Below are 25,556 nucleotides of genomic sequence, written 5' to 3'. Positions count from 1 at the left end.
ACGTTATGGCAAGGGCATATTTGTGGGAGCAAAGCTTGCTCGCGATATGAGCGCCTCGATTTCTGGAAGGCCGCATCGCCTGTATCGCGGGCAAGCCTTGCTCCCACATACCCTCTCGCCACAGGTTGATGTGCAAACATCATTGAGGCTTACGCAACAAATACGTATCCATGATCCAGCCATTGGCCTTTCGCGCGGCCTTGCGGGTGCGCTCGATGTCATCGGCCACGTCCCCCAGGCGGCCGGCGATAAGGATTTCATCCGGCGTCCCCACATAGGCTCCCCAGTAGATGTGCGTATCGGGATCGCTCACCTGGCGATAGGCGTCCTCGGCATCGAGCATCACCACCACACTCGCCGCGTCGCCCACCTGCCCCGCCGCCAACCGGCGTCCGGTGGTGATTTCCAGCGAACCGCCAATGCTGTTCAACGGCACTTTATGCCGGGCGGCCAGGGCCTGGACGCTGGTGATGCCGGGGATCACCTCGAATTCGAAGGTGCAGCGGCCCGCGTCGAGGATCGCCCGCAGGATGCGCACGGTACTGTCGTACAACGCCGGATCGCCCCACACCAGAAAACCACCCCGTTGACCGTCGGACAGTTCTTCATTGATCAAGCGTTCGAAGGTGGCCTGTTTAGCCCGGTTCAACGCTTCGACGCTGTCCTTGTAGTCCAGGTCGCCGCGTTGGCGTTCCGGGCTGTAGGCTTCGACGAAACGGTAGGTACGATCAACGATATAGCGCCGACAGACTTCGCGCCGCAGGTCCAACAGTTTGTCCTTGGCCGGGCCCTTGTCCATGAGGAAGACCACGTCCAAGCGGTTCAAGGCTTTCACTGCCTGCATCGTCAGCTGATCCGGATCGCCGGCCCCAATGCCAATGACTGACAACGCCTTCATCGCGGCGACTCCTGGTCAGGTCCTTGGGTGCGCAATCGCCATACGCCGTTGAAACGCAATTCGAGGGTGGACAACGGTTCAATGTCGATCCGGTTGAATGTGGCGGCCGGGCAACCCAAGACATTCACCAAGGCTGCGCGGATCACGAAGGGGTGGGTGACGGCCAGCAGATGTCCTGGCCGGGTTTCCAGACTGGCCAGCCAGTCCCCGACACGGCGACACAACTGGGCGACAGATTCACCACCATGGGGGGCCGCCTCGACATCATCGAGCCAACTCTGCAGGGCTTGCGGTTCAGCCTGGAGCAAGTCATCGATGGACAACCCGCGCCAGCGTCCCAGATCGCAATCGGCAAGGGCCTGGTCCTGCTCGGGCTCGTCGCCGAACAGGGCGGCGGTCTGACGCGTGCGCAGTTCCGGCCCGCACAGCAGTTGCCGGACATTTCGGTAGCGGTGGTCGAGCTGCGCACAGCGTGCCAGCCAGTCGGCGTCCAGCGGTTCGTCCAGGCCAAAGCGCGCCTGCTTCTGGGCGACGGTGCGGGCGTGGCAGATCAAGGTCAGACGAGTGGCTTGCACACTGGATTCTCAGGCAATCGGAAGGGGCACATGGGCGGGATATTCACGCACTTAGTTGTACAGCACCTTATACGAAATCAAATAAGTGAGACAAAAAGGCGTTATGTCCGACATCGTCAGAAGCATCGACTGACATACTCGGTCTACCCAGCCGGAACCAACTCCTACAAGGGTTTCGCACAATACTGGAGCATTTTAAACGGAACGTAAAAACCACTGGACATGTAGCACCAGCTACATAAATACTGTTTTCAGGAGTTATGAAAGAAATTCAACACCCATCCTGGCAAGGAGCACGGATGCCACCTCTCAGAGATCTGATCACCGATCCCGGCCTGGTTTTGACGCCGTCGGAACGCAAGGTCGTCCGTGCCCTGCTCGATCACTACCCACGCAACGGCCTCGGCCCGATGTCACGCCTGGCAGACCATGCCGGCGTCAGCGACCCGACCATCGTGCGGCTGGTGAAAAAACTCGGCTTTAGCGGTTACGCCGAATTCCAGGATGCATTGCTCAGTGACATGGACCATCGCCTGCGCTCCCCCCGCACCCTGTTGAAACCGCGGGCCAAATTGCAGCAAGGCGATACCTGGAGCCAGTACCTGGCCGCCAGTCAACGCCACCTCATCGACACCCAGGCCCTGACCCAACCCGAAGACGTGCGCATTCTTGTGCAGTGGTTGCTCGACAGCCGCCATCAGGTGCATTGCTTCGGTGGGCGCTTCAGCAGCTTCCTGGCCCACTACCTGCTCAACCATTTGCGTCTGTTGCGCGCCGGCTGTTTTGCCCTGGAAGACAACGCCCAACTGCCTGACCGGCTGTTCGACGTGCAACGCCAGGACGTGGTGCTGATCTTCGATTACCGTCGCTACCAGGCCCAGGCCCTGCGCGTGGCCAGCGCGGCCAAGGCGCGCCACGCCCGGGTCGTGCTGTTCAGCGACGTCTACGCTTCGCCGTTGCGCGAGCTGGCCGACCTGATCATCAGCGCCCCGGTGGAATCGATCTCGGCCTTCGACAGCCTGGTGCCGGCGCTGGCCCAGGTCGAGGCGCTGGTCGCCTGCCTGACCCTGCAATGCCCCGAGCTGGCCGAACGCCTGGAAGGCATCGACACCTTGCGCACGGAATTCAACACGCACCTGCTGGAGGAAAAATAAGGATGTTCTCGCTCCCCCATCGCTCGCCCCGGGATTTGCCGTTCACCCGCCAGCACACGGCCTTGCTGCTGGTGGACATGCAACGCGCCTGGCTGGAACCGCAATTCGATGCCCACCTGCACACCCGCGAGGCCGAGTATTTCATCCAGCGGGCCCGCCACCAGGTCATTCCCAACCAGCAGCGCTTGCTCAACGCGATGCGCGAAGGGCAACACAACGTGTTGCACACTCACATCGAAAGCCTCACCGCCGATGGCCGCGACCGTTCCCTGGATCACAAGCTGTCGGACATGCACCTGCCCAAGGGCAGCCCCGAGGCTCAGATCATTGCCGAACTGGCGCCGCTGGAAAACGAAATCGTGCTGCCCAAGACCTCCTCCGGGGTCTTCAATTCCACCAACATCGACTACGTGCTGCGCAACCTGCAGACCCGCCACTTGATCGTCGCCGGCATCGTCACCGACCAGTGCGTCGACATGGCCGTGCGCGACGCCGCCGATCGCGGCTACCTGGTCACCCTGGTGGAAGATGCCTGCGCCACCCACACCGAACAACGGCACCTGGCGTGCCTGAACGCGATCAAGGGCTATTGCTGGATCACCGATACCGACACCGTGCTCGCGCGGTTGCAGGAGATGCAGCCATGAGCCGCCTTGATCCCGCAGCCGTCCTCACCCCGCTGCCCGTCACGACCCTGGTGACCACCGATCTGATCGGCGTGACCCGTGGGCGCTCGTTTCCCAGTGATGAATTGCCCCACTACGTCACTGCGGGCTGTGGCTGGGTGCCGGCCAATAGCGCACTGACGCCCCAGGACATCATCGCTTCGACCAACCCGTGGGGTGCTTATGGCGACCTGCGGCTGGTGCCGGACCTGTCCAGCCGGGTGACCGTCAACAACGGCCCCGACGCCCAGGCGCCTGCCCTCGACTTCATCCATTGCGACATTCGGGAGACCGACGGCCGGCCCTGGAGCGCTTGCCCGCGCACGCTGCTGCAGGACGAAGTGGAGCGTTATCGCGCCGAACTGGGCTTGCAGGTTTTCGCTGCGTTCGAGCATGAATTCAACCTGGTTGCCACACCTGCGCAGCCTGATCGCCTGGCCTTCAGCCTCCAGGCCCAGCGCCAGCAGGCCGGGTTCGCCGGGTGGTTGCTCAGTGCCCTGCGGGCCGGCGGTGTCGAGCCGGAAATGTTCCTGCCGGAATATGGCCAGCATCAATACGAAATCACCTGCCGCCCAACTTTGGGCGTAGCCGCCGCCGACCGGGCCGTGAACGTACGGGAAATCACCCGCGAAATCGCCCGGCAAATGGGCCTGGACCTGAGCTTCGCCCCCAAGACCGCGGAAAACGCCGTGTGCAACGGCGTGCATTTGCACCTGAGCCTGCAAGACCTGAGCGCGGACCCGGTACTGCATGACGCCGCCAGCAGTAACGGCTTGTCCAGCCTCGGCCAGCATTGGGCCGCCGGTGTGCTGCACTATCTGCCAGCATTGTGTGCGTTGGCCGCGCCGACGCCGGTGTCCTACGAGCGCCTGCAACCTCATCACTGGAGCGCGTCCTATGCGTGCCTGGGACAGCGCAACCGCGAAGCGGCGCTGCGCATTTGCCCGACCGTGAGCCTCGGTGGCAAACCGCTGGCGAACCAGTACAACCTGGAGTTCCGCGCCATGGACGCCACCGCCTCACCGCACCTGGCGATGGCGGCACTGCTGATTGCCGGGCGACTGGGCATTCAGCAACGACTGGCCTTGAACGCTGTCACTGATGAAATACCCGATGAGCTGGATGAAGCACAACGGCGCGCCCGTGGCATTATCGCCCTGCCGACCAGCCTGGCCGAGGCACTGGACTGCCTGCGTCACAGCGGGGCGCTGCTCGAGACCCTGCCCGGTCCGCTGGTCGAAACCTACTTCGCCTTGAAGGCCCAGGAGCTGGCCTTGACCGAGGCACTGTCACCTGCCGAGCGTTGTGAGCACTATGCACGAATCTATTGAATGTGCTGAATCAGGCCTCTACATCAAGCCACCCTACCGACTGGCCCGGGAGGACTCCGAACACCCGGTGCTGCTGGTGTGCGAACACGCCAGCCGCTTCATTCCCGATGCGCTGAACGATCTGGGCCTGGATGAAACCGCGTCCCAGGAGCACATTGCCTGGGACATTGGCGCCCTGCACCTGGCCGAACGCCTGTCCGAAACCCTCGGCGCGACCTTGCTGGCTGCCAATTACTCACGGCTGTTAATTGACCTCAACCGGCCGCTGCATGTGCCAGACAGCATTCCGGCCCAGAGCGAGATCTACCAGGTCCCGGGCAACCATGACCTGGACGAGGCCACGCGCGAGTATCGCCAGCAGTGCCTGTTCCATCCCTTCCATGATCGGTTGCGGGCGTTGATCGACCAGCGCCTGGCCGCCAACCGGCCGGTGCGCGTGGTGGGCATCCACAGTTTCACCCCGGTGTTCTATGGCCAGCCGCGTGCCCTGGAAGCGGGCGTGCTGTTCGGCGAAGCCAAGGAGTATGCCCAGCACATCGTCGACGGGCTGGGCCGGCATTCGCTGCGAGCAGCGGGCAACCAACCCTACAAGATCAACCCCCTGACCGACATGACGGTTCCGGTGCACGGCGATGGCCGCGGCCTGGATTCGGTGTTGATCGAAGTGCGCAACGACCAACTGCGCAGCCCCGAGGCGGTACGGACCTGGAGTGCCTACCTGGCGCCCCTGCTGTAGCACGGCAGCGGCAAGTTTCCAGCGACAGACAGCAAGCAAGCGCAACCCACACAGCTGAAAAGGAAAACGGCTCATGAGCATTGAGGCATTTGGCTACAAACAGGAATTGAAACGCGGCCTGTCGCTGACAGACCTGGTGGTATACGGGATGATTTTCATGATCCCCATCGCCCCGTTCGGCGTGTATGGCTATGTCAACGCCGAGGCACCGGGGATGGTGCCGCTGGCGTACATCATCGGCATGGTGGCGATGCTGTTTACTGCCTTGAGCTACGGCAGCATGGCCCGGGCCTTCCCGGTGGCAGGTTCGGTCTATTCCTACGCGCAACGGGGCCTTAACCCACACGTCGGCTTCATCGCCGGTTGGCTGATGCTGCTGGACTACCTGCTGATCCCGCCGCTGCTCTATGTCTACGCCGCCATGGCGCTGAACCATTTGTACCCGGACATTCCCAAGGTCGGTTTCATCCTGGCTTTCCTGGTAAGCGCGACCTTCGTCAACCTGCGGGGCATCACCTTCACCGCGCGGATGAACATCATTTTCCTGCTGGCGCAGTTGGTGGTGCTGGGGATTTTCCTGTTCTACGCCTGGAATGCCCTGCACGGCGGCGCCGGTAACGGTCAACTGACCCTGGCGCCGCTGTACAGCCCGGAACACTTCAACTTCGCCCTACTGATGCAAGCCGTGTCCATCGCGGTATTGTCGTTCCTGGGCTTCGACGCCATTTCCACCCTGGCTGAAGAGATCAAGGGCGACCCGGGCCGCAGCGTCGGCAAGGCAGCCCTGGTGACCTTGCTGGTGATGGGGGCGATCTTCGTGGTGCAGACCTGGATCGCCACGGACCTGGCCGCTGGCATGGGTTTCAAGTCTGCCGACACCGCATTCTATGAAATCGCCGAATTGGCAGCCGGCAGTTGGCTGGCCACCTTGACTGCGGTTGCCACGGCCCTGGCCTGGGGCGTGGCCGTGGCGATCACTTCGCAGGCGGCGGTGTCGCGCCTGTTGTTCGGCATGGCCCGGGACGGCCAGTTGCCCAAGGTGCTGGCCAAGGTCCATCCGAAACACAACACCCCGTACTTGAGCATCTACCTGGTGGCAGTGCTGTCGCTGTTGATCTGCTACCTGTTCATCGACGCCGTGGACACCCTCACCTCCCTGGTCAACTTCGGCGCCCTGAGCGGCTTCATGTTGCTGCACATCACCGTCATCAACCATTACTGGCGCCGCCAGCGGTCCGGCCAACTAATTCGCCACTTGATTTGCCCACTGGTCGGCTTCGTGATCGTCGCGGCCATCATGTACAACATGGGCGTGGCTGCGCAGAAGCTCGGCCTAATCTGGATTGCCGCGGGCGTGGTCTACCTGTGTGCGCTCAACAAATTCGGCAACCCTAGCGCCGTGCCCGATCCGGCCGGTCAGTGAGGGTCGGCGGTCGAAGGACTCGGCCAACCGTGGTTACAACGCGTGGACATCGACAGTGATCGTCAAGCCCGGTGCCTGTCACCGGGCTCTCTGGAACAGGAGTGCAATCCATGCTGGCCTTACGTCCAGTTCAATTAACCGATCTGCCGCAACTGCAACAATTGGCCCGTGACAGCCTGGTGGGTGTCACGTCGCTGCCGGACGATACCGCGCGCCTGGAGGAAAAGATCCTCGACTCATGCGCCTCGTTCGAGGCCGATGTGCAGGGCCCTGGCGCGGAGAATTATTTTTTTGTCCTGGAGGACCTGGAATCCGGGCGCCTGGTCGGCTGTTCGGAAATTCTCTCCAGCACCGGTTACAACGAACCGTTCTACAGCCTGCGCAACCGGCCGTTTTCCAGCGAGTCCCGGGAGCTGAATATCCAGCATGGCGTGCCCGCGCTGTCACTGTGCCAGGACCTCAACGGACAGACGCTGCTGCGTGGCTTCCACATCGACGCCGAGCGGGTGCGCACGCCGGAATCGGAGCTGCTGTCCCGGGCCCGGCTGATGTTCATCGCCGCCCACCCCCAGCGCTTTGCCGAATCAGTCATCACCGAAATCGTCGGGTTCAGCAGCGAGGACGGTCAGTCGCCTTTCTGGGACGCCATCGGCCAGCACTTCTTCGACCTGCCCTACATCGAAGCCGAACGGTTGTGTGGTTTGCAGAGCCGGACCTTTCTCGCCGAGCTGATGCCGCAATACCCCATCTACGTACCCATGCTGCCGCCTGCAGCCCAGGCCTGCATCGGCCGGGTGCATCCCGACGGCCAGGAAGCCTTCGACATCCTGGCGCGCGAGGGTTTCGAGACCAACAGCTATGTCGATATCTTCGACGGTGGGCCGACCTTGCATGCCCGTATCGCCAACGTCCGTACCATCACGCAAAGTCGTAGTGCCACGGCCCGGCAAAGCCTGCAGATCGATGCCAGAGGCCGTTACCTGGTGAGTAACGACCGCCTTGGAGACTACCGGGCCATCGTCGCCGAGCTGGACGTCAACGCCGAGGGCCCGGTGGCCCTGTCGCCCGACATGCTGGCCGCCCTGGGCGTCATGGATGGCGAGCGGATCCGGGTGGTTGCCCTATGAGCCTCACTCGATCCCGTGGCACGCATCGGCGCATGGACCGACACGATGAAGGAGCTGCAGCATGATTGTCCGTCCGGTCGCCATTACCGATCTGCCCGCGTTGCTGGACCTGGCCCGTTGCGCCGGTCCCGGCTTCACCAGCCTGCCGGCCAACGAAGAGCGCCTGGCCCATCGTATTCGCTGGGCCCAACGGACCTTTGCCGGACAAGTCGAACGTGCCGACGCCGATTACCTGTTCGTGCTCGAAGACGATGATCGGCAGGTGGTGGGCATCAGTGCCCTGACCGGCGCGGTCGGGCTGCGCGAGCCCTGGTACAACTATCGGGTCGGGCTGACGGTCAGCTCGGCGCCGGAGCTGGGGATCCAGCGGCAGATCCCGACCCTGTTCCTCAACAACGAGATGTCCGGGCAGTCGGAAATCTGTTCGTTGTTCCTGCACCCCGAGCAACGCCAAGGCCACAACGGACGCCTGCTGTCCCTGGCGCGCCTGCTGTTCGTGGCCGAATTTCCCCAGCTGTTCGGCGAAAAACTGATCGCCGAACTGCGGGGCCATGCCGACGAACAAGGCTGTTCGCCGTTCTGGGACAGCCTGGGACGGCATTTTTTCAAGAAAGACTTCAGCCACGCCGATCAGTTGTCCGGCATGGGCAACAAGTCGTTTATCGCCGAGCTGATGCCACGCCAGCCGCTGTATACCTGCCTGCTCACCGAACAGGCCCAGGCGGTGATCGGCAAGGCGCACCCGAACACCGAGCCGGCCATGAAAATCCTCAGCGCCGAAGGTTTCAGCCACAAGGGCTACATCGACATCTTTGACGGCGGCCCGGTGATCGAGGCGCCAGTGTCGAAGATCCGCACGGTACGCGACAGCCAGACGCTGACCCTGATCATTGGCACCCCGGACGAACAGGCACCGGTCTGGCTGATTCACAATCGGCGCCAGGAAAATTGCCGCGTCACCAGCGCTCGCGCGCACCAGCATGGCCACAAGCTACTCGTCGATCGCCTCACCGCCAAACGCCTGCAAGTGCAACCGGGTGATACGGTGCGCGCCGTGGCATTGCCCAGGCAGGGGCAACAGGCGGTGGCGGCGTAGCCCCCTCGTATCCCGACTGACCGCGAGGGCACCGGCGGCCCACCTTGCGGGCCCGTTGTTTCGCTTGATGCCATAACGGCATCACCCATACACATTCGTCATCATCTTTGCGCTTGCCACGTGATAGCCTTTGGATCTTTCGGCGTTGACACTTTTGCTCAAGCCTTTCCATTCCATTGGTGGAACTCATATGTCCAGGCTTTCCCATCAAGATTTGCGTCGTAACTTTCGCCAATTGCTGGCTTCCGACACCTGCTACCACACCGCCTCGGTGTTCGACCCGATGTCGGCGCGCATCGCCGCTGACCTGGGTTTTGAAGTAGGCATCCTGGGAGGCTCGGTGGCGTCGTTGCAAGTATTGGGCGCACCGGACTTCGCCCTGATCACTCTCAGCGAATTTGCCGAACAGGCCACCCGCATCGGCCGCGTGGCCCAACTGCCGGTGATTGCCGACGCCGACCACGGCTACGGCAATGCCCTGAACGTGATGCGCACCATCGTCGAACTGGAACGGGCCGGCATCGCGGCGCTGACCATCGAGGACACCTTGCTGCCGGCCCAGTTCGGGCGTAAATCCACCGACCTGATCGGCGTAGCCGAAGGCGTCGGCAAGATTCGTGCGGCGTTGGAGGCGCGAGTCGATCCGGAAATGGCGATCATTGCCCGGACCAACGCCGGGATCTTGCCGGTCCAGGAAATAATCAGCCGGACCCAGCACTATGAGCGTGCCGGGGCGGACGGGATTTGCATGGTGGGTGTGCAAGACTTCGATCATCTGGAGAAGATCAGCGAAAACCTGACGGTGCCGCTGATGCTTGTCACTTATGGCAACCCGTTGCTGCGCGACGACAAGCGCCTGGCCGAGTTGGGTGTGCGCGTGACCATCGACGGCCACGGCGCCTACTTCGCCGCGATCAAGGCGACCTACGACAGCCTTCGCGAACAACGGCAGATCTTCACCCAGGCTTCAGACCTGAGCGCCACCGAACTGACCCACACCTACACCCAGCCCGAGGACTACATCCGCTGGGCCGAGGAGTACATGAGCGTCAAGGAGTAAGCGGACTCGCCCCCACAGGATTAGCCTGTGGGAGCAAAGCTTGCTCGCGATTGCGGTGGGTCAGCTTGCATCAATGTGGGAGGTGCTACCGTCATCACGAGCAAGCTTTGCTCCCACAGGCCAGATCCTAACCCTTGCTACGCAGCATTTCTTTTGGGACGTACTTGCCGATCTCGAACTTGCCGATGGCCGCGCGGTGGACTTCATCCGGGCCGTCGGCCAGGCGCAGGGTGCGTTGCATGGCGTACATGTAGGCCAGCGGGAAATCGTTGGAAACCCCGGCACCACCGTGGATCTGGATTGCCCGATCAATGACCTTCAAGGCCACGTTCGGCGCGACCACCTTGATCTGGGCGATTTCGCTCTTCGCCACTTTATTGCCGACCGTGTCCATCATGTACGCTGCCTTCAACGTCAGCAGGCGCGCCATGTCGATTTCCATCCGTGAATCGGCAATCTTGTCGATGTTACCGCCCAGGCGTGCCAACGGCTGGCCGAAGGCCGTGCGGCTGACGGCACGCTTGCACATCAATTCCAACGCGCGCTCGGCCATGCCGATGGAACGCATGCAGTGATGAATCCGGCCCGGGCCGAGGCGACCCTGGGCAATTTCAAAGCCGCGTCCTTCACCCAGCAAAACGTTTTCGTACGGCACCCGCACGTTATCGAACAGCACTTCGGCATGCCCGTGGGGCGCATCGTCGTAGCCGAACACCGGCAGCGGCCGGACGATCTTGACCCCAGGAGTGTCCACTGGCACCAGGATCATCGAATGCTGGGCATGGCGTGGCGCATCGGGGTTGCTCAGGCCCATGAAGATCAGGATCTTGCAGCGCGGGTCGCAGGCCCCTGAGGTCCACCATTTCTTGCCGTTGATCACCCACTCGTCGCCGTCACGCTCGGCACGGGCGGCCATGTTGGTGGCGTCCGAGGAGGCCACGTCCGGCTCGGTCATGGCAAAAGCCGAGCGGATCTCGCCGCGCAGCAGTGGCTCGAGCCAGCGTTGCTTTTGCTCTTCATTAGCGTAGCGCACCAGCACTTCCATGTTGCCGGTGTCCGGCGCCGAGCAATTGAACGGCTCCGGCCCCAGCAACGAGCGCCCCATGATCTCTGCCAGCGGCGCGTATTCCAGGTTGGTCAGGCCGGCCCCCAATTCGGACTCAGGCAGGAACAGGTTCCACAGGCCTTCTGCCTTGGCCTTGGCCTTGAGCTCTTCCATGATGGCGGTGGGTTGCCAGCGGTCGCCTTCGGCCACTTGCCGTTCGAACACCGCTTCGGCCGGGTAGACGTAGGCATCCATGAACGCCGTGACGCGTTCACGCAGTTCCTGAACCTTGGGGGAATAGGCAAAATCCATGAGCAGCACCTTCTTGGCAGAGGTTGTTTTAGGTCATGAAATCGATGCTAGTTCAGCTACGAAAATTTACCTAACCTATTCTCGGCGTGTATTAACATTCATCACCGATATATGTTTCACTGATTCTCATCGCCACCCGGCACCTCACAACAAGCCCAAGAACAAGAGTGCAGCGCCATGAATCTGAGCAAGGTCGACCTCAACCTTTTCATTGTCTTCGATGCGATCTACACCGAAGCCAACCTGACCCGCGCCGGGCAGATCGTCGGCATCACTCAGCCGGCCGTGTCCAATGCCCTGGCGCGTCTGCGAGAGACCTTCAACGACCCGCTCTTCGTACGCACCGCCCAGGGGATGGTGCCGACGCCCATGGCCCAGAACATCATCGGTCCGGTGCGCAACGCCCTGTCGCTGCTGCGGGTGTCGGTGCAGGAAAGCCGGATCTTCAACCCGTTGCAGGCCGTCAAGACCTACCGCATCAGCATGACCGACCTCACGGAAGGCGTGATCCTGCCGCTGCTGTTCCAGCGCCTGCGTCGCCTGGCACCGACCGTGGCGATCGAGAGCTTCCTCTCCAAGCGCCGTGAAACCACCAAGGAACTGGCCGCCGGCCGCCTCGACTTCGCCGTGGATGCACCGCTCAACACCGACCCGCAGGTGCGCCACGTCAAGTTGATGGAAGACCGCTACGTGTGCGCCATGCGCAAGGGCCATCCGTTGGCGGGCAAGGAAAAGATCAGCCTCGATGATTACCTGGCGCAGACCCACGTGCATATTTCCAGCCGCCGCAACGGGCTGGGGTATGTCGACCTGGCCCTCGGCAAGATGGGTATCCAGCGCAAGATCGCCCTGCGCTCCCAGCATTACCTGATGGCCTCCCAGGTGCTGCAACAAACGGACATGGTCATGACCGTCCCCGAGCGCTTTGCCCGTCGTCACGATTTGCATGCCTTCCTGTTACCAGTCAACGATGTGCCACCGGTGGAAACCCACCTCTACTGGCACGAAAGCACCGACCAGGACCCGGCCAACCGCTGGATGCGCGAGCAGATGATCGAGCTGTGCCAGCAGGTGACGGCCCATGAGAAGAAGCTCGATAAGGTCTAGAAGATCTAAATTGTGGGAGCGAGCCTGCTCGCGATGGCGGTGGATCAGCTTGCATTAATGTTGAATGTGCTGCCGTCATCGCGAGCAAGCTCGCTCCCACAGGTGCTGCGCTTCCAGGATGAGACCGCTCTGCTTGACGCGAACGTCAACCTGCCTTTAGCTTAGCGCCAGCCCCTTTCGTTTCGAGCGCTTCCATGAGCAGCCAGACCTACAGCATCTCCGACCTCGCCCGCGAGCTGGATATCACCACCCGGGCCATCCGTTTCTACGAAGAACAAGGCCTGTTGAGCCCGGAGCGACGGGGCCAGGAGCGCATTTACTCGCCGCGGGACAAGGTCAGCCTGAAGCTGATCCTGCGCGGCAAGCGCATTGGCTTTTCCCTGGCCGAATGCCGCGAGCTGATCGAACTCTACGACCCCTCCAGCGGCAATCAGAAACAGCTGCACAGCATGCTGGCGAAAATCACCGAGCGCCGGGAACAGCTCGAACAGCAATTGCTGGACATCGAACAGATGAAACTGGAACTCGACACCGCCGAAGAACGCTGCATCCAGGCGCTGGAGCAGACACTCAATGGCGAGGAAATCGTCCAGTAACACAACATGCCCCTTGTGGGAGCGAGCCTGCTCGCGATAGCGATGTAACTGACAACATGAATGTTGACTGACATACCGCTATCGCGAGCAGGCTCGCTCCCACAGGGGGCAGCATCGTTCTCGATACTTTGGCAACTCACTACAGGTCAATCCCCATGTCCCTCCCCTCCTTTGTACGCCTGATCGAAGTCGGCCCCCGTGACGGGCTGCAGAATGAAGCACAGCCCATCAGCGTCGCCGACAAGGTGCGCCTGGTGGATGCCTTGAGCGCCGCCGGCCTGGGTTACATCGAAGTCGGCAGTTTCGTCTCGCCCAAGTGGGTGCCGCAAATGGCCGGTTCCGCCGAGGTGTTCGCGCAGATCCAGCGCAAGCCCGGTGTGACCTATGGCGCCCTGGCGCCGAACCTGCGGGGTTTTGAAGACGCGCTGGCAGCGGGTGTAAAAGAAGTGGCGGTGTTCGCCGCCGCGTCCGAAGCGTTCTCCCAGCGCAATATCAACTGCTCCATCAAGGACAGCCTGGAGCGCTTCGCGCCGATCATGGAAGCCGCCAAGCAGCACGGCGTCAGTGTGCGCGGCTACGTGTCCTGCGTGCTGGGCTGCCCGTATGAAGGGGCGGTCAAGCCTGAACAGGTGGCTTGGGTCGCTCGGGAGCTGTATGCCATGGGCTGCTACGAAGTCTCCCTGGGCGACACCATCGGCACGGGCACCGCCGGTGCCACCCGCAGGATGTTCGAGGTGGTGGGCGCCGAGGTGCCTCGGGACAAGCTCGCCGGACACTTCCACGATACCTACGGTCAAGCCATGGCCAACGTATACGCCAGCCTGCTGGAAGGCATCGCGGTGTTCGACAGCTCCATCGCCGGCCTGGGCGGCTGCCCTTATGCCAAGGGCGCCAGCGGTAACGTTGCCACCGAAGACGTGCTGTACCTGCTCAACGGCTTGGGTATCGAAACCGGTGTCGACCTGGATGCCCTGATCGCCGCGGGTCGGCAGATCTGCGACGTGCTCGGCCGCCCTAGCGGTTCGCGTGTCGCCAAGGCCCGCAGCGCACAGTGAGGTGTTACCGCTGGCTTTGTAACAGCGGCGAAACGAGTAACACGGAAACAATTTGTCAGGTTTGGCGCGCCAGGTTTTTCAGTCAAAAAATACAACTCATTGATTTACATAGATTTTTAAAAGTTGGCACGCCACCTGCTATATCTCTTGCATAACAAGAATAAAAAAACGCAGCAAACCCAATAAAAACAAGACGAAACGACTCTGACATAACAAAAACAACACGGCAGAGACGCAGCTAACAGATTTTTTTGGAGAGGATGTGCTTTTCAGGGTGCTTTCAGGAGCAACCCGCAACCGGGCAGAGAACAATAAAACTACCTTCAGGTAGCTCCCGAATCGGTTGGATCGCAAGGCGAAAAAGCAGATCAGCGCTCAAAAAAATACGTTTGCTCTTGATCCCGGATGGGGATCGCCAAAAACAGCGGTAAAGGGCAACGGCTGCCAAAAACAACAATAGGCCGCCCCTCAATAATAAAAAAAGAGCACGCGACGACAAAATTAAAGGGGAGCTTCGGCTCCCCTTTGTGCTGTCTGGGGTTTGGGGTTTTCTTGTGGGAGCGGGCTTGCTCGCGAAGGCGGCCTGACAGGTGGCCTGGATTTTGTTGATTGAGTACATATCCGTTGTTGCGGTAACGGCTGCTGGCGGTTCCGCTCTTACAGCGGCTCACTTTTGAAAAGCGCAAAAGTAAGCAAAACGCTTCTGCCCCACCACTCGGTGCCTCGCTTAGGCTCGGCATGCCCTCACTCCGGCATTGCTCCGTGGGCCGCCGCGAAGGGCCATCCATGGCCCAGCGCGGCTATCCCGGCATCCATGCCGGGATGCCCACTGCGCAATGCCTGCGTTCGGCCAGCGTGGTTTAACGGGGCGCCCCAGATCAAGATCTAAAGCAAGAGCAAGAGCGGGGCACATGCCGGCATCTATGTGGCTGGGCCACTGCTATCGCGAGCAAGCTCGCTCCCACACTGGATCTTCAGCAGACCCAAAGCCCATGTGCACCGCAAAACCTGTGGGAGCGAGCTTGCTCGCGAAGAGGCCAGCCCATCCAACATCTTCATCGACTGTGACGCCGCCTTCGCGAGCAAGCCCGCTCCCACAGGGGGTCTTGCTCAGCCTTCTACCTTGCGCAGTTCTTCAATGCTGATTTCGCGCATGCGAAATTTCTGGATCTTGCCGGTGACCGTCATGGGGAATTCTTCGACGAATTTGAAATGACGCGGCGTCTTGAAGTGGGCGATGCGCTCCTTGCACCAGGCTTGCAGTTCTTGCTCTGAGGCACTGTGGCCGGGATGGAACTTGATCCAGGCGACGATTTCCTCGCCATAGCGCGAACACGGGATGCCGATCACCTGCACGTCCGCCACTGCCGGGTGGGTGAAGAAAAACTCCTCCAACTCACGCGGGTAAATATTCTCCCCGCCGCGGATGATCATGTCCTTGTTGCGCCCGACGATACGCACGTAGCCCTGCTCGTCCATGGTCGCCAGGTCGCCGGTGTGCATCCAGCCATCCGGGTCGATGGCATCGGTGGTGCCCTTGGGGTTGTTCCAATAACCGAGCATCACGCTGTAGCCTCGGGTACACAACTCACCGACAGCACCACGCGGGACGATATTGCCGGCCTCATCGATGATTTTGCTTTCCAGTTGCGGCTGGGTACGGCCGACGGTGGTTACGCGCAGTTCCAGTTCGTCTGAAGGACCGGTCTGCAATGACACCGGACTGGTTTCCGTCATGCCGTAGGCAATCTGCACTTCGGCCATGTGCATTTCATTGATGACCCGTCGCATCACTTCGATGGGGCATGTGGCCCCGGCCATGATGCCAGTGCGCAGGCTGGACACGTCGAAGTCGCCCCGCTGCGGCTGGTCCAGCAGGGCGATGAACATGGTGGGCACGCCATACAGTGCCGTGGCTTTTTCCTCGGCCACGGCCTTTAGTGTCAGCAACGGGTCGAAGGCATCGTTGGGGTAGATCATGGTGCTGCCATGGGTCATGCAGCCCAGGTTACCCATGACCATGCCGAAGCAATGGTAGAGCGGCACCGGGATCACCAGCCGGTCGCCAACCGTCAGGCCCAGGCTTTCGCCGACCATGTAACCGTTATTGAGAATGTTGTGGTGGCTGAGGGTGGCGCCCTTGGGGAAGCCGGTGGTGCCGGAGGTGTACTGAATATTCACCGGCTGATCGGACTGCAGGCTGGATTGGCGTTCGGCCAGTTGTTCCGGCGTCACCGCCGCACCCAGGGCGGCCAGTTGCGACCAGGGCAGGAAACCTGCCGGCGGCTGGGAATCGAGGCTGATCACACCGCGCAAATCCGGCAAGCGTTCACTCTGCAGGTGGCCAATCGATTGCTCCGCCAGCTCTGGTGCCAGCGCTTGCAACATGGCGTGATAATCCGAGGTCTTGAACGACCCGGCACACACCAGCCATTGGCATCCGGATTGTTTAAGCACGTATTCGAGCTCAGAGACGCGATAGGCCGGATTGATGTTGACCAGAATGACGCCGATCTTCGCACTGGCGAACTGACTGATGCACCACTGGGCGCAATTGGGCGCCCACACGCCAAGGCGATCGCCGGTTTTCAAGCCTAGCGCCAGCAAGGCTCGGGCGTGCAGATCAACGGCCTCGGCCAGTTGTTGCCAGGTGTAACGCAGCGATTGATGGCGAACCACCAACGCCTCGCCCTCGGGATAGCGAGCCACGGTCTGGTCGAAAACTTCGCCGATGGTCTGGCCCAGCAAGGCCTTGTCCTCGGAACCACGGGTGTAGCTGAGCTGCGAATGCGAACCGGGTTGATCCATGACGCCCCCTCTTGTCTTTATTAGTGGGTGTAGCGGTGGAATCTCATGCACAGATGCCTTTGGTAAAGCTATTCAAGCGCACTTACTCTGGCCCAAGTTGACGTTAACGTAAAGGCCGATTGACAGCCTCTCGTCGTAGGCTTACGTTAACGTAAAGGTGAGAGCGATTCCGTCACTCTCCGCACCCGATAAAAAAGCCAAAGGTGTCCCATGAGCTACCCATCCCTGAACTTTGCCCTCGGCGAAACCATCGACATGTTGCGCGACCAGGTGCAGGCCTTCGTCAAGGCCGAACTGGCGCCGCGAGCAGCGCAGATCGATATCGACAACCTGTTTCCCGCCGACATGTGGCGCAAGTTCGGCGACATGGGCCTGCTGGGCATCACCGTACCGGAAGAATACGGCGGCGCTGGCCTGGGCTACCTGGCCCACGTGGTGGCGATGGAAGAAATCAGCCGCGGCTCGGCCTCGGTCGCCCTCTCCTACGGTGCCCACTCCAACCTCTGCGTGAACCAGATCAACCGCAACGGCAATCACGAACAGAAAACCAAATACCTGCCCAAGCTGATCAGCGGCGAACACATCGGGGCCCTGGCGATGAGCGAGCCGAACGCCGGCTCCGACGTGGTCTCGATGAAACTGCGCGCCGACAAACGTGGCGACAAGTACGTGCTCAATGGCAGCAAGACCTGGATCACCAACGGCCCCGATGCCAACACCTACGTGATCTACGCCAAGACCGACCTGGAAAAGGGGCCCCACGGCATCACCGCCTTCATCGTCGAACGTGACTGGAAAGGCTTCAGCCGCAGCAACAAATTCGACAAGCTCGGCATGCGCGGCTCCAACACCTGCGAGCTGTTTTTCGATGACGTCGAAGTGCCGGAAGAAAACATCCTCGGCACACTCAACGGTGGCGTGAAAGTGCTGATGAGCGGCCTCGACTACGAGCGCGTCGTGCTTTCCGGTGGCCCAACCGGGATCATGCAGGCCTGCATGGACCTGATCGTGCCCTACATCCACGACCGCAAGCAGTTCGGCCAGAGCATTGGCGAATTCCAGCTGATCCAGGGCAAGGTCGCCGACATGTACACCCAGCTCAACGCCAGCCGCGCCTACTTGTATGCCGTGGCCCAAGCCTGCGAGCGCGGCGAAACCACCCGCAAGGACGCCGCCGGGGTGATCCTCTACAGCGCCGAACGCGCCACGCAAATGGCCCTCGACGCGATCCAGATCCTCGGCGGCAATGGCTACATCAATGAATTCCCGGCCGGCCGTCTGCTGCGTGACGCCAAGCTGTACGAAATCGGTGCTGGCACCAGTGAGATTCGTCGGATGTTGATCGGCCGCGAACTGTTCAACGAAACCCGCTAACGGAGCTGACCATGGCCACGCTGCACACTCAGCTCAACCCGCGCTCGCCGGAATTCATCGCCAACCGCGATGCGATGCTCGGACACGTCGAGGCCCTGCGCACCCTGCTCGCACACATTCGCCAAGGCGGCGGTCCCAAGGCCCAGGAACGGCACACCTCGCGAGGCAAGTTGCTGCCCCGTGAACGCATCAACCGGCTGCTGGACCCGGGCTCGCCGTTTTTGGAAATCAGCCCATTGGCAGCCCACGAAGTCTATGGCGAAGACGTGCCGGCGGCCGGCGTGATTGCTGGCATCGGCCGCGTGGAAGGCGTCGAATGCATGATTGTCGCCAACGACGCGACGGTCAAAGGGGGCTCCTACTACCCGCTGACGGTGAAAAAACACCTGCGCGCCCAGACCATCGCCCAGCAGAATCGCCTGCCCTGCATTTACCTGGTGGATTCCGGCGGCGCCAACCTGCCGCGCCAGGACGAGGTATTCCCGGACCGCGAGCACTTCGGCCGGATCTTCTTCAACCAGGCCAACATGAGTGCCCAGGGCATCCCGCAGATCGCCGTGGTCATGGGTTCCTGCACCGCCGGTGGCGCCTATGTGCCGGCCATGGCGGACGAGGCGATCATGGTCCGTCAGCAGGCGACGATTTTCCTCGCCGGCCCGCCGTTGGTGAAAGCCGCCACCGGTGAGGTGGTCAGTGCCGAAGACCTGGGCGGCGCCGATGTGCACTGCAAGATCTCCGGCGTGGCTGACCATTACGCAGACAGCGACGAACATGCCCTGGCCCTGGCCCGCCGCAGCGTGGCCAACCTCAATTGGCGCAAACAGGGCGAGTTACAGCATCGCCTGCCGATTGCTCCGCTTTACTCGGGTGACGAGTTGTACGGCGTGGTTTCCGCCGACGCCAAGCAACCGTTCGATGTCCGGGAAGTGATCGCGCGCCTGGTGGACGGTTCGGTGTTCGACGAATTCAAGGCGCTGTTCGGAACGACACTGGTGTGCGGCTTCGCCCACTTGCACGGCTACCCGATCGCGATCCTGGCCAACAATGGCATTCTCTTCGCCGAGGCCGCGCAGAAAGGCGCGCACTTCATCGAATTGGCTTGTCAGCGCGGGATCCCATTGCTGTTCCTGCAGAACATCACCGGTTTCATGGTCGGGCAGAAGTACGAAGCCGGCGGCATCGCCAAGCACGGGGCCAAACTGGTGACGGCCGTGGCCTGCGCGAAAGTGCCGAAATTCACCGTGATCATTGGCGGCAGTTTCGGCGCAGGTAACTACGGCATGTGCGGTCGCGCCTACGACCCTCGGTTCCTGTGGATGTGGCCAAACGCGCGGATTGGCGTGATGGGCGCCGAACAGGCGGCCGGCGTGCTGGTGCAGGTCAAGCGTGAACAAGCCGAACGCAGTGGCCACCCCTTCAGCGCCGAGCAGGAAGCCGAGATCAAGCAACCGATCCTCGATCAATACGAAGAACAGGGTCACCCCTATTATTCCAGTGCCAGGCTGTGGGACGACGGCGTCATCGACCCGGCCCAGACCCGCGACGTGCTGGGCCTGGCCTTGTCCGCGTCACTGAACGCGCCTATCGAACCGAGCCGCTTCGGCGTGTTCCGGATGTAAACGGGGAATGCCCATGGATAACTTCAACACCCTCGAACTGCACACCGACCCACGGGGCGTTGCCACCTTGTGGCTCAGCCGCGAGTCGAAGAACAACGCGTTCAACGCCGAAATGATCCGCGAACTGATCCTCGCCCTGGACCACGTCAGCAGCGATCCAAGCTTGCGCTTCCTGCTGATCCGCGGTCGCGGCAAGCATTTCAGCGCCGGCGCCGACCTGGCCTGGATGCAACAATCAGCCGAGCTCGACTACCACACCAACCTCGATGACGCCCGGGAACTGGCGGAGCTGATGTACAACCTCGCCAAGCTGAAAATTCCTACGCTGGCCGTCGTCCAGGGCGCCGCGTTCGGTGGCGCACTGGGGCTTATCAGCGCTTGTGACATGGCCATTGGCGCCGATGAAGCACAGTTCTGCCTGTCGGAAGTGCGCATTGGCCTGGCGCCAGCGGTGATCAGCCCGTTCGTGGTGCAAGCCATCGGCGAGCGTGCCGCGCGTCGTTATGCCCTGACGGCGGAACGCTTCGACGGGCAACGTGCGAAAGAAATCGGTTTGCTGTCGGAAAGTTACCCGGCCGAGGCCCTGGATTATCAAGTCGAACAATGGATCGACAACCTGTTGCTCAACAGCCCGGCGGCCATGCGCGCCAGCAAGGAACTGCTGCGTGAAGTCGGCAACGGCGCCCTTACCCCGGCGCTGCGGCGCTACACCGAAAACGCCATCGCCCGCATCCGCGTCAGCCCGGAGGGCCAGGAAGGCCTGCGGGCTTTCCTGCAAAAGCGTGCGCCGAACTGGCAAGCCGAATCGAATAACAAGGAGCCGCGTCGATGAGCGCCCCTGCCCTCACCACGTTGCTGGTGGCCAACCGTGGCGAAATCGCCTGCCGCGTGATGCGCACCGCCAAGGCCATGGGCCTGACCACCGTTGCCGTCCACAGCGCCACCGACCGCGATGCCCGCCACAGCCGTGAAGCCGACATCCGCATCGACCTGGGCGGCAGCAAGGCCGCCGACAGCTACCTGCAAATCGACAAGCTGATCGCCGCAGCGAAAGCCAGCGGCGCCCAGGCCATCCATCCCGGTTATGGCTTTCTGTCCGAGAACGCCGGGTTCGCCCGGGCGATTGAAAGCGCCGGGCTGATCTTCCTCGGCCCACCAGCCTCGGCCATCGATGCCATGGGCAGCAAATCGGCGGCCAAGGCCTTGATGGAAACCGCCGGGGTACCCCTGGTGCCGGGTTATCATGGCGAAGCCCAGGACCTGGAGACCTTTCGCGACGCCGCCGAGCGCATCGGCTACCCGGTATTGCTCAAGGCCACGGCCGGCGGTGGCGGCAAGGGCATGAAAGTCGTCGAGGACGTCAGCCAACTGGCCGAAGCCCTGGCCTCGGCCCAGCGGGAAGCGCAGTCCTCGTTCGGCGACTCACGGATGCTGGTGGAAAAGTACCTGCTCAAGCCACGCCATGTGGAAATCCAGGTATTTGCCGACCAACACGGCAACTGCCTGTACCTCAACGAACGCGATTGCTCGATCCAGCGCCGCCACCAGAAAGTCGTGGAAGAAGCCCCCGCCCCCGGCCTGACCCCGCAATTGCGCCAGGCCATGGGTGAAGCCGCCGTGCGCGCAGCCCAGGCGATTGGTTACGTCGGGGCCGGCACCGTGGAGTTCCTGCTGGATGCGCGGGGCGAGTTTTTCTTCATGGAAATGAACACCCGCTTGCAGGTCGAGCATCCGGTCACCGAAGCGATCACCGGACTGGACCTTGTAGCCTGGCAGATCCGCGTCGCCCAAGGCGAACCCTTGCCGATCACTCAAGCGCAAGTGCCGCTGCTCGGTCACGCCATCGAAGTGCGGCTGTATGCCGAAGACCCGGTCAACGATTTCCTACCGGCCACCGGGCGCCTGGCGTTGTATCGCGAATCGGCCGAGGGCGCGGGCCGGCGGGTCGACAGCGGGGTTGAAGAAGGCGATGAAATCTCGCCGTTCTACGACCCGATGCTCGGCAAGCTGATTGCCTGGGGTGAAGACCGTGAACAGGCGCGCTTGCGGCTGTTGAGCATGCTCGACGAATTTGCCATTGGCGGGCTGAAAACCAACATCGGATTCCTGCGCCGAATCGTGGCTCACCCCGCCTTCGCGGCGGCAGAGCTAGACACTGGATTTATCCCACGTTACCAGGCGCAATTGCTGCCAGAGCCGGGCGAATTGGATGACGCATTCTGGTTCGCAGCCGCCCAGGGCTTCGCCTTGAGCCTGACACCGCGCGTGCGCGGCGATGATGCCGACTCACCGTGGGCCAGCACCACCGGGCTGCGTCTGGGGCTGCCCAGGGAAACCACCTTGCACCTGAGCTGCGAAGGCCAGGATCGCGCGCTGACGCTAGACGTTAGCGCCCATTGCGCGGAACTCAAGGACGAGCAACTGGTGATCGAGCGCCACGGCCTGCGCCGCAGTCATCGGGCCATTCGCCAGGGCGACAGCCTGTATCTGCAATGGGCGGGTGACCTGCACCGGATCGACCTGTACGACCCGTTGGCCGCCGCCGAGGCCAGCCACAGCCATCAAGGTGGCCTGGTCGCGCCCATGAACGGCAGTATCGTGAGGGTATTGGTGAGTGTCGGCCAGCCGGTGGAGGCCGGGGCTCAACTGGTGGTGCTGGAGGCCATGAAAATGGAGCACAGCATTCGTGCGCCCAAGGCCGGGGTGATCAAGGCGCTGTATTGCCAGGAAGGTGAAATGGTCAGCGAAGGCAGCGCCCTGGTGGCATTCGAAGAATAGGAGTCGGCCCGTTCCCAGGGCCGATCCAGTCAGAACCTGATGGTGGCCTGCACCACCACACCGATGAGGCGACACTGCTCGGTGTACAGGTTTTTCGGATACGTCGGATTGAGCGGAACCAGGTAACGCTGCCCGCTCTCTTCGATCAATTTGCGAAAGGTCGCATCACTACTGCCAGGCAAGCAGGCGACCACCAGTTTGCCGGGCACCGCCTCGATGGCCGGATCCACCAGGATCGACATGCCCTCGGGAATGCTCAGCCCACTGGGTGCGGTCATCGCGTCGCCCACCACCACCAGCCAGAAAGCGGCCCCCAGGGCGTGATAGTCCGTCAGCTCGTAGCGCGCCTGACTGTAGGCGCCAGGATCGCCTTCGCGAACCTCGCCAACCTCGTGCCATTCACTGACCGGGTAGCGGAAGTACGGGTTGTACTTCTGTGCCAGGGCCATGCCTTCGTCCGTGGAGGTGTCCGGCTCGCGAATCACCATCGCCACTTCCAGGAACTCCAGCCCCAGCTCCCGCAGGACCCGGTTCATGTCTTCGACACTGGGTTGCCGGCGCCTGGTCAGCCAATGGCCGACGCCGCCCTGGGACATTCCCAACCGTTCTGCGAGCACCACTTGCGTGATACGCAGCTCCTTCATCTTGGCCTTGACCAACTCTATCCATTTATCCATGTGCGGCACGATACGTGGATGACTCCGGCCATTCAAAACACAAATTGTAGTATTTAAATTATCGTCACAATTACGATAAGTACTATTCTGAATTCAGGAGTTCAGCCCCCTACACGGAGATTTTCATCACCATGGATACGCCCAACAAAGACCAACACGGCAGCCCTTTCGACGGCACGTTTCCTTCATTGCAGGATTGCCCGGCGGCCAAACGCGCCCTCGACTACTACTTGAAACCAGGTGTTTCCCAGGCACAGTCAGAACATCGCTTCTTCGACGTCCACCACAGCATCAGCGCAGAAGAAGCCCTTGTTCACGCATGCGACCTGCTGCGCTGTGCAGCGGCGACCGCCCACGAGTCCGCCAACCAGTTGAACGGCTCGAGCCGTGACCTGGCATTTTCGGTGGTGCACATGATTGACCTGGTCAAGGTGATGCTTGACCGATCCCTGGATGGCTACCCGACTCGCTAGGGGTAACGCTTGGGAATGTCGCCGCGAACGCGAACGACGAGAAAAATTTTCCAATCGATGCGATAAAACCATTTGACTTGCAAATGATAATGATTACTATTGCATCAGCTGGTCGCGAGATCAGTCGATAGATCAGAAGACCTTAGGTCGGACTTCTGGAATATCTCCTCATCAGGCTAATCACGGTTTTTGACCCGGCTTTTTGCCGGGTCTTTTTTTGCCGATTTTTCGGCTTATGTCTTCAGGCTAATGAAGTCTTTTTGGGTGCTGCCAATTCGGTGGCGGCGATGATAGCAAATGAATATCCATTTACAAGAGTCCCCCGCCACACAGGCGAAAACTATCGACACCCAGCACTTGAGAATCAATTGCAGACTCTCTAAGCTGGCTCGGCGTCCAGGGAGGACGCCCCCCTCTTTTACGTGACGTAAATCGTCTCGGCTCACCATTCTTGCGTGTAAAGTAATGGCCATGAAACTCCTCTCCAGGAATCGTGACCGTGGCTAAATCTTCCTTTGATATCAGTGCCAATTTCGACAGCGGCAACATCGAGGTCGTCGACATCAGCAACCCGTTGCAGTCGTTGCTCAAGATAAGACCCGACACCCGCAGCGCCCATTTCCAGTGGTTCCACTTCAAGGCCAGCGGCCTGCACGTCGGCCAGGAGTATTCCTTCCGCCTGCTCAACGCCAGTCAATCGTCTTACAACAAGGCCTGGACGGGCTACCAGACCGTTGCCTCCTACGATCACGTCAACTGGTTTCGCATTCCGACCCAATTTGAAGGCGACGCCCTGCGCTTTTATCTGGAGACCGAACAGACCAACGCCTGGTTCGCCTACTTCGAACCCTACAGCCGCGGCCGGCACGATTGGCTGATCGAGCAAGCGCAACACAAGGCCGGCACCGAACTATTGGCCGTCGGTAAAAGCGTGGAAGGCCGTGACATTCAACTGCTGCGCAAGGGCAGCGGTGCCGAAGGCCGGCGCAAAGTCTGGATCATCGCCCAGCAGCATCCCGGCGAGCACATGGCCGAGTGGTTCATGGAGGGCGTAATCGAACGCCTCCAGCAGCATGACGATGCGCAACTGAACCAGTTGCTCGCCAAGGCCGATCTGTATCTGGTGCCGAACATGAACCCGGACGGCGCGTTCCACGGGCATCTGCGGACCAACGCCATGGGCCAGGACCTCAACCGTGCCTGGCAGAACGCCAGTCCGGAAATCAGCCCCGAGGTCTTTTTCGTCCAGCAGCAAATGGAAAAGTACGGCGTCGATCTGTTCCTAGATGCTCACGGCGATGAGGAAATTCCCCACGTATTCACCGCCGGTTGCGAAGGCAACCCGGGCTACACGCCCCGCATTGCCGAACTTGAAGAGCGCTTTCGCAGCCATCTCAAGCATCAGACCAAAGACTTCCAGACCACTCACGGCTACACCCGCGACGAACCGGGCCAGGCCAACATGACCCTGGCCTGTAACGCAGTCGGGCAGAAATATGACTGCCTGTCCCTGACCCTGGAAATGCCGTTCAAGGACCACAACGATCACCCGAACCCAATCACCGGCTGGTCTGGAAAACGCTCGATGCAACTGGGCAAGGATGTGTTGAGCACCATCGAGGCCATGGTTGATGAGTTACGCTGATC

24 protein-coding genes are annotated in these 25,556 nt (G+C 61.3%); 18 read left to right on the top strand and 6 right to left on the bottom strand.

Going from position 1 to position 25,556, the window contains the following annotated elements; translation table 11 throughout:
- Positions 1–139 precede the first annotated feature (139 nt).
- Together cobF and HU749_RS11115 are read right to left on the bottom strand one after the other, a co-directional pair.
- The gene (cobF, locus tag HU749_RS11120) at positions 140–898 is read right to left on the bottom strand and encodes a precorrin-6A synthase (deacetylating) (protein ID WP_186650613.1); all 759 of its coding nucleotides are present in this window, start codon (positions 896–898) and stop codon (positions 140–142) included.
- Positions 895–1,473: a histidine phosphatase family protein gene (locus HU749_RS11115; protein WP_186650611.1), complete on the bottom strand. Its 579-nt coding sequence runs from the start codon at positions 1,471–1,473 to the stop codon at positions 895–897. Before HU749_RS11115 ends, cobF begins: the two co-directional genes overlap by 4 nt.
- A gap of 299 nt (positions 1,474–1,772) precedes the next feature.
- On the opposite strand from HU749_RS11115, the gene HU749_RS11110 reads away from it, so the two are divergent.
- The 8 genes from HU749_RS11110 to HU749_RS11075 all read left to right on the top strand — a co-directional run bounded on the left by HU749_RS11110 (position 1,773) and on the right by HU749_RS11075 (position 10,065).
- Positions 1,773–2,627 (top strand): MurR/RpiR family transcriptional regulator, encoded by an 855-nt coding sequence (locus HU749_RS11110; RefSeq protein ID WP_095963265.1) that lies wholly within the window; start codon positions 1,773–1,775, stop codon positions 2,625–2,627.
- A 2-nt stretch (positions 2,628–2,629) separates the two neighbouring features.
- A complete protein-coding gene (locus HU749_RS11105) occupies positions 2,630–3,274 on the top strand; it encodes a cysteine hydrolase family protein (protein WP_079302435.1) in 645 nt (214 codons plus the stop codon).
- A complete protein-coding gene (locus HU749_RS11100) occupies positions 3,271–4,623 on the top strand; it encodes a type I glutamate--ammonia ligase (RefSeq protein ID WP_186650609.1) in 1,353 nt (450 codons plus the stop codon). The genes HU749_RS11105 and HU749_RS11100 overlap by 4 nt, the downstream gene beginning before the upstream one ends.
- Complete coding sequence (locus HU749_RS11095; protein WP_095963263.1) at positions 4,607–5,359, top strand: N-formylglutamate amidohydrolase; 753 nt, start codon at positions 4,607–4,609, stop codon at positions 5,357–5,359. The genes HU749_RS11100 and HU749_RS11095 overlap by 17 nt, the downstream gene beginning before the upstream one ends.
- A gap of 73 nt (positions 5,360–5,432) precedes the next feature.
- Entirely contained in the window at positions 5,433–6,782 is a 1,350-nt protein-coding gene (locus HU749_RS11090) for an APC family permease (protein ID WP_046064781.1), read from the top strand.
- Between the two features lie 110 nt (positions 6,783–6,892).
- Entirely contained in the window at positions 6,893–7,909 is a 1,017-nt protein-coding gene (locus HU749_RS11085; RefSeq protein ID WP_186650607.1) for an arginine N-succinyltransferase, read from the top strand.
- A 61-nt stretch (positions 7,910–7,970) separates the two neighbouring features.
- On the top strand, positions 7,971–9,005 hold the full coding sequence (astA, locus tag HU749_RS11080) for an arginine N-succinyltransferase (protein WP_186650605.1): 1,035 nt from the start codon (positions 7,971–7,973) through the stop codon (positions 9,003–9,005).
- A gap of 190 nt (positions 9,006–9,195) precedes the next feature.
- On the top strand, positions 9,196–10,065 hold the full coding sequence (locus HU749_RS11075; RefSeq protein WP_014339271.1) for an isocitrate lyase/PEP mutase family protein: 870 nt from the start codon (positions 9,196–9,198) through the stop codon (positions 10,063–10,065).
- A 127-nt stretch (positions 10,066–10,192) separates the two neighbouring features.
- Here HU749_RS11075 and HU749_RS11070 read toward each other — a convergent pair whose 3' ends face one another.
- On the bottom strand, positions 10,193–11,422 hold the full coding sequence (locus tag HU749_RS11070; protein WP_024618896.1) for an acyl-CoA dehydrogenase: 1,230 nt from the start codon (positions 11,420–11,422) through the stop codon (positions 10,193–10,195).
- 177 nt (positions 11,423–11,599) lie between these two features.
- Here HU749_RS11070 and HU749_RS11065 point away from each other — a divergent pair, with 177 nt between their 5' ends.
- From HU749_RS11065 to HU749_RS11055, 3 genes are all read left to right on the top strand, one after another.
- A complete protein-coding gene (locus tag HU749_RS11065) occupies positions 11,600–12,529 on the top strand; it encodes a LysR family transcriptional regulator (protein ID WP_003200002.1) in 930 nt (309 codons plus the stop codon).
- 194 nt (positions 12,530–12,723) lie between these two features.
- Positions 12,724–13,125 carry a MerR family transcriptional regulator gene (locus tag HU749_RS11060; RefSeq protein WP_024618895.1) on the top strand — a complete coding sequence of 134 codons (402 nt, stop codon included), beginning with the start codon at positions 12,724–12,726 and terminating at the stop codon, positions 13,123–13,125.
- A 155-nt stretch (positions 13,126–13,280) separates the two neighbouring features.
- On the top strand, positions 13,281–14,180 hold the full coding sequence (locus HU749_RS11055) for a hydroxymethylglutaryl-CoA lyase (RefSeq protein ID WP_003199998.1): 900 nt from the start codon (positions 13,281–13,283) through the stop codon (positions 14,178–14,180).
- A gap of 368 nt (positions 14,181–14,548) precedes the next feature.
- On the opposite strand, the gene HU749_RS11050 is transcribed toward HU749_RS11055, so the two are convergent.
- Positions 14,549–14,920: a hypothetical protein gene (locus HU749_RS11050; protein ID WP_186650603.1), complete on the bottom strand. Its 372-nt coding sequence runs from the start codon at positions 14,918–14,920 to the stop codon at positions 14,549–14,551.
- Here HU749_RS11050 and HU749_RS29360 point away from each other — a divergent pair.
- A complete protein-coding gene (locus HU749_RS29360; protein WP_256211728.1) occupies positions 14,919–15,044 on the top strand; it encodes a hypothetical protein in 126 nt (41 codons plus the stop codon). The genes HU749_RS11050 and HU749_RS29360 overlap by 2 nt on opposite strands.
- 246 nt (positions 15,045–15,290) lie before the next feature.
- On the opposite strand, the gene HU749_RS11045 is transcribed toward HU749_RS29360, so the two are convergent.
- Positions 15,291–16,988, bottom strand: coding sequence for an AMP-binding protein (locus tag HU749_RS11045; RefSeq protein WP_186652410.1), 1,698 nt, complete (start codon positions 16,986–16,988; stop codon positions 15,291–15,293).
- 210 nt (positions 16,989–17,198) lie between these two features.
- On the opposite strand from HU749_RS11045, the gene HU749_RS11040 reads away from it, so the two are divergent.
- Genes HU749_RS11040 through HU749_RS11025 form a run of 4 tightly spaced genes read left to right on the top strand, consistent with a single transcriptional unit; the run spans position 17,199 to position 22,759 of the window.
- A complete protein-coding gene (locus HU749_RS11040; protein WP_014339274.1) occupies positions 17,199–18,362 on the top strand; it encodes an isovaleryl-CoA dehydrogenase in 1,164 nt (387 codons plus the stop codon).
- 11 nt (positions 18,363–18,373) lie between these two features.
- Positions 18,374–19,981: a carboxyl transferase domain-containing protein gene (locus HU749_RS11035; protein WP_186652407.1), complete on the top strand. Its 1,608-nt coding sequence runs from the start codon at positions 18,374–18,376 to the stop codon at positions 19,979–19,981.
- 13 nt (positions 19,982–19,994) lie between these two features.
- Positions 19,995–20,813, top strand: a complete 819-nt coding sequence (locus HU749_RS11030; RefSeq protein WP_018602285.1) for a gamma-carboxygeranoyl-CoA hydratase — start codon at positions 19,995–19,997, stop codon at positions 20,811–20,813.
- Positions 20,810–22,759 (top strand): acetyl/propionyl/methylcrotonyl-CoA carboxylase subunit alpha, encoded by a 1,950-nt coding sequence (locus tag HU749_RS11025; RefSeq protein ID WP_186652406.1) that lies wholly within the window; start codon positions 20,810–20,812, stop codon positions 22,757–22,759. Before HU749_RS11030 ends, HU749_RS11025 begins: the two co-directional genes overlap by 4 nt.
- A gap of 29 nt (positions 22,760–22,788) precedes the next feature.
- Here HU749_RS11025 and HU749_RS11020 read toward each other — a convergent pair whose 3' ends face one another.
- The gene (locus tag HU749_RS11020) at positions 22,789–23,436 is read right to left on the bottom strand and encodes a LexA family protein (protein WP_046064773.1); all 648 of its coding nucleotides are present in this window, start codon (positions 23,434–23,436) and stop codon (positions 22,789–22,791) included.
- A 131-nt stretch (positions 23,437–23,567) separates the two neighbouring features.
- Between HU749_RS11020 and HU749_RS11015 the strand changes: the two genes are divergently transcribed.
- Both HU749_RS11015 and HU749_RS11010 read left to right on the top strand, forming a co-directional pair.
- Positions 23,568–23,909 (top strand): DUF6124 family protein, encoded by a 342-nt coding sequence (locus HU749_RS11015; RefSeq protein ID WP_186652403.1) that lies wholly within the window; start codon positions 23,568–23,570, stop codon positions 23,907–23,909.
- 493 nt (positions 23,910–24,402) lie between these two features.
- Positions 24,403–25,554 carry a M14 family metallopeptidase gene (locus HU749_RS11010; RefSeq protein WP_095963554.1) on the top strand — a complete coding sequence of 384 codons (1,152 nt, stop codon included), beginning with the start codon at positions 24,403–24,405 and terminating at the stop codon, positions 25,552–25,554.
- Positions 25,555–25,556 lie beyond the last annotated feature (2 nt).

Origin of the sequence: Pseudomonas ogarae, assembly GCF_014268695.2 — a bacterium.
Classification (GTDB): domain Bacteria; phylum Pseudomonadota; class Gammaproteobacteria; order Pseudomonadales; family Pseudomonadaceae; genus Aquipseudomonas; species Aquipseudomonas kilonensis.
Note: the sequence above shows the minus strand (reverse complement) of the source record. Positions and strands in the feature narration are given on the sequence as shown.

Excerpts from the sequence above, each read along its gene's own strand:
- cobF (WP_186650613.1), bottom strand. The coding sequence starts at position 898 with ATGAAGGCGTTGTCAGTCATTGGCATTGGGGCCGGCGATCCGGATCAG.
- HU749_RS11065 (WP_003200002.1), top strand. The coding sequence starts at position 11,600 with ATGAATCTGAGCAAGGTCGACCTCAACCTTTTCATTGTCTTCGATGCG.
- HU749_RS11070 (WP_024618896.1), bottom strand. The coding sequence starts at position 11,422 with ATGGATTTTGCCTATTCCCCCAAGGTTCAGGAACTGCGTGAACGCGTC.
- HU749_RS11040 (WP_014339274.1), top strand. The coding sequence starts at position 17,199 with ATGAGCTACCCATCCCTGAACTTTGCCCTCGGCGAAACCATCGACATG.
- HU749_RS11035 (WP_186652407.1), top strand. The coding sequence starts at position 18,374 with ATGGCCACGCTGCACACTCAGCTCAACCCGCGCTCGCCGGAATTCATC.
- HU749_RS11100 (WP_186650609.1), top strand. The coding sequence starts at position 3,271 with ATGAGCCGCCTTGATCCCGCAGCCGTCCTCACCCCGCTGCCCGTCACG.
- HU749_RS11090 (WP_046064781.1), top strand. The coding sequence starts at position 5,433 with ATGAGCATTGAGGCATTTGGCTACAAACAGGAATTGAAACGCGGCCTG.
- HU749_RS11110 (WP_095963265.1), top strand. The coding sequence starts at position 1,773 with ATGCCACCTCTCAGAGATCTGATCACCGATCCCGGCCTGGTTTTGACG.
- HU749_RS11045 (WP_186652410.1), bottom strand. The coding sequence starts at position 16,988 with ATGGATCAACCCGGTTCGCATTCGCAGCTCAGCTACACCCGTGGTTCC.
- HU749_RS29360 (WP_256211728.1), top strand. The coding sequence starts at position 14,919 with ATGCCCTCACTCCGGCATTGCTCCGTGGGCCGCCGCGAAGGGCCATCC.
- astA (WP_186650605.1), top strand. The coding sequence starts at position 7,971 with ATGATTGTCCGTCCGGTCGCCATTACCGATCTGCCCGCGTTGCTGGAC.
- HU749_RS11020 (WP_046064773.1), bottom strand. The coding sequence starts at position 23,436 with ATGGATAAATGGATAGAGTTGGTCAAGGCCAAGATGAAGGAGCTGCGT.
- HU749_RS11105 (WP_079302435.1), top strand. The coding sequence starts at position 2,630 with ATGTTCTCGCTCCCCCATCGCTCGCCCCGGGATTTGCCGTTCACCCGC.
- HU749_RS11095 (WP_095963263.1), top strand. The coding sequence starts at position 4,607 with ATGCACGAATCTATTGAATGTGCTGAATCAGGCCTCTACATCAAGCCA.
- HU749_RS11030 (WP_018602285.1), top strand. The coding sequence starts at position 19,995 with ATGGATAACTTCAACACCCTCGAACTGCACACCGACCCACGGGGCGTT.
- HU749_RS11055 (WP_003199998.1), top strand. The coding sequence starts at position 13,281 with ATGTCCCTCCCCTCCTTTGTACGCCTGATCGAAGTCGGCCCCCGTGAC.
- HU749_RS11085 (WP_186650607.1), top strand. The coding sequence starts at position 6,893 with ATGCTGGCCTTACGTCCAGTTCAATTAACCGATCTGCCGCAACTGCAA.
- HU749_RS11015 (WP_186652403.1), top strand. The coding sequence starts at position 23,568 with ATGGATACGCCCAACAAAGACCAACACGGCAGCCCTTTCGACGGCACG.
- HU749_RS11050 (WP_186650603.1), bottom strand. The coding sequence starts at position 14,920 with ATGCCGAGCCTAAGCGAGGCACCGAGTGGTGGGGCAGAAGCGTTTTGC.
- HU749_RS11060 (WP_024618895.1), top strand. The coding sequence starts at position 12,724 with ATGAGCAGCCAGACCTACAGCATCTCCGACCTCGCCCGCGAGCTGGAT.
- HU749_RS11075 (WP_014339271.1), top strand. The coding sequence starts at position 9,196 with ATGTCCAGGCTTTCCCATCAAGATTTGCGTCGTAACTTTCGCCAATTG.
- HU749_RS11025 (WP_186652406.1), top strand. The coding sequence starts at position 20,810 with ATGAGCGCCCCTGCCCTCACCACGTTGCTGGTGGCCAACCGTGGCGAA.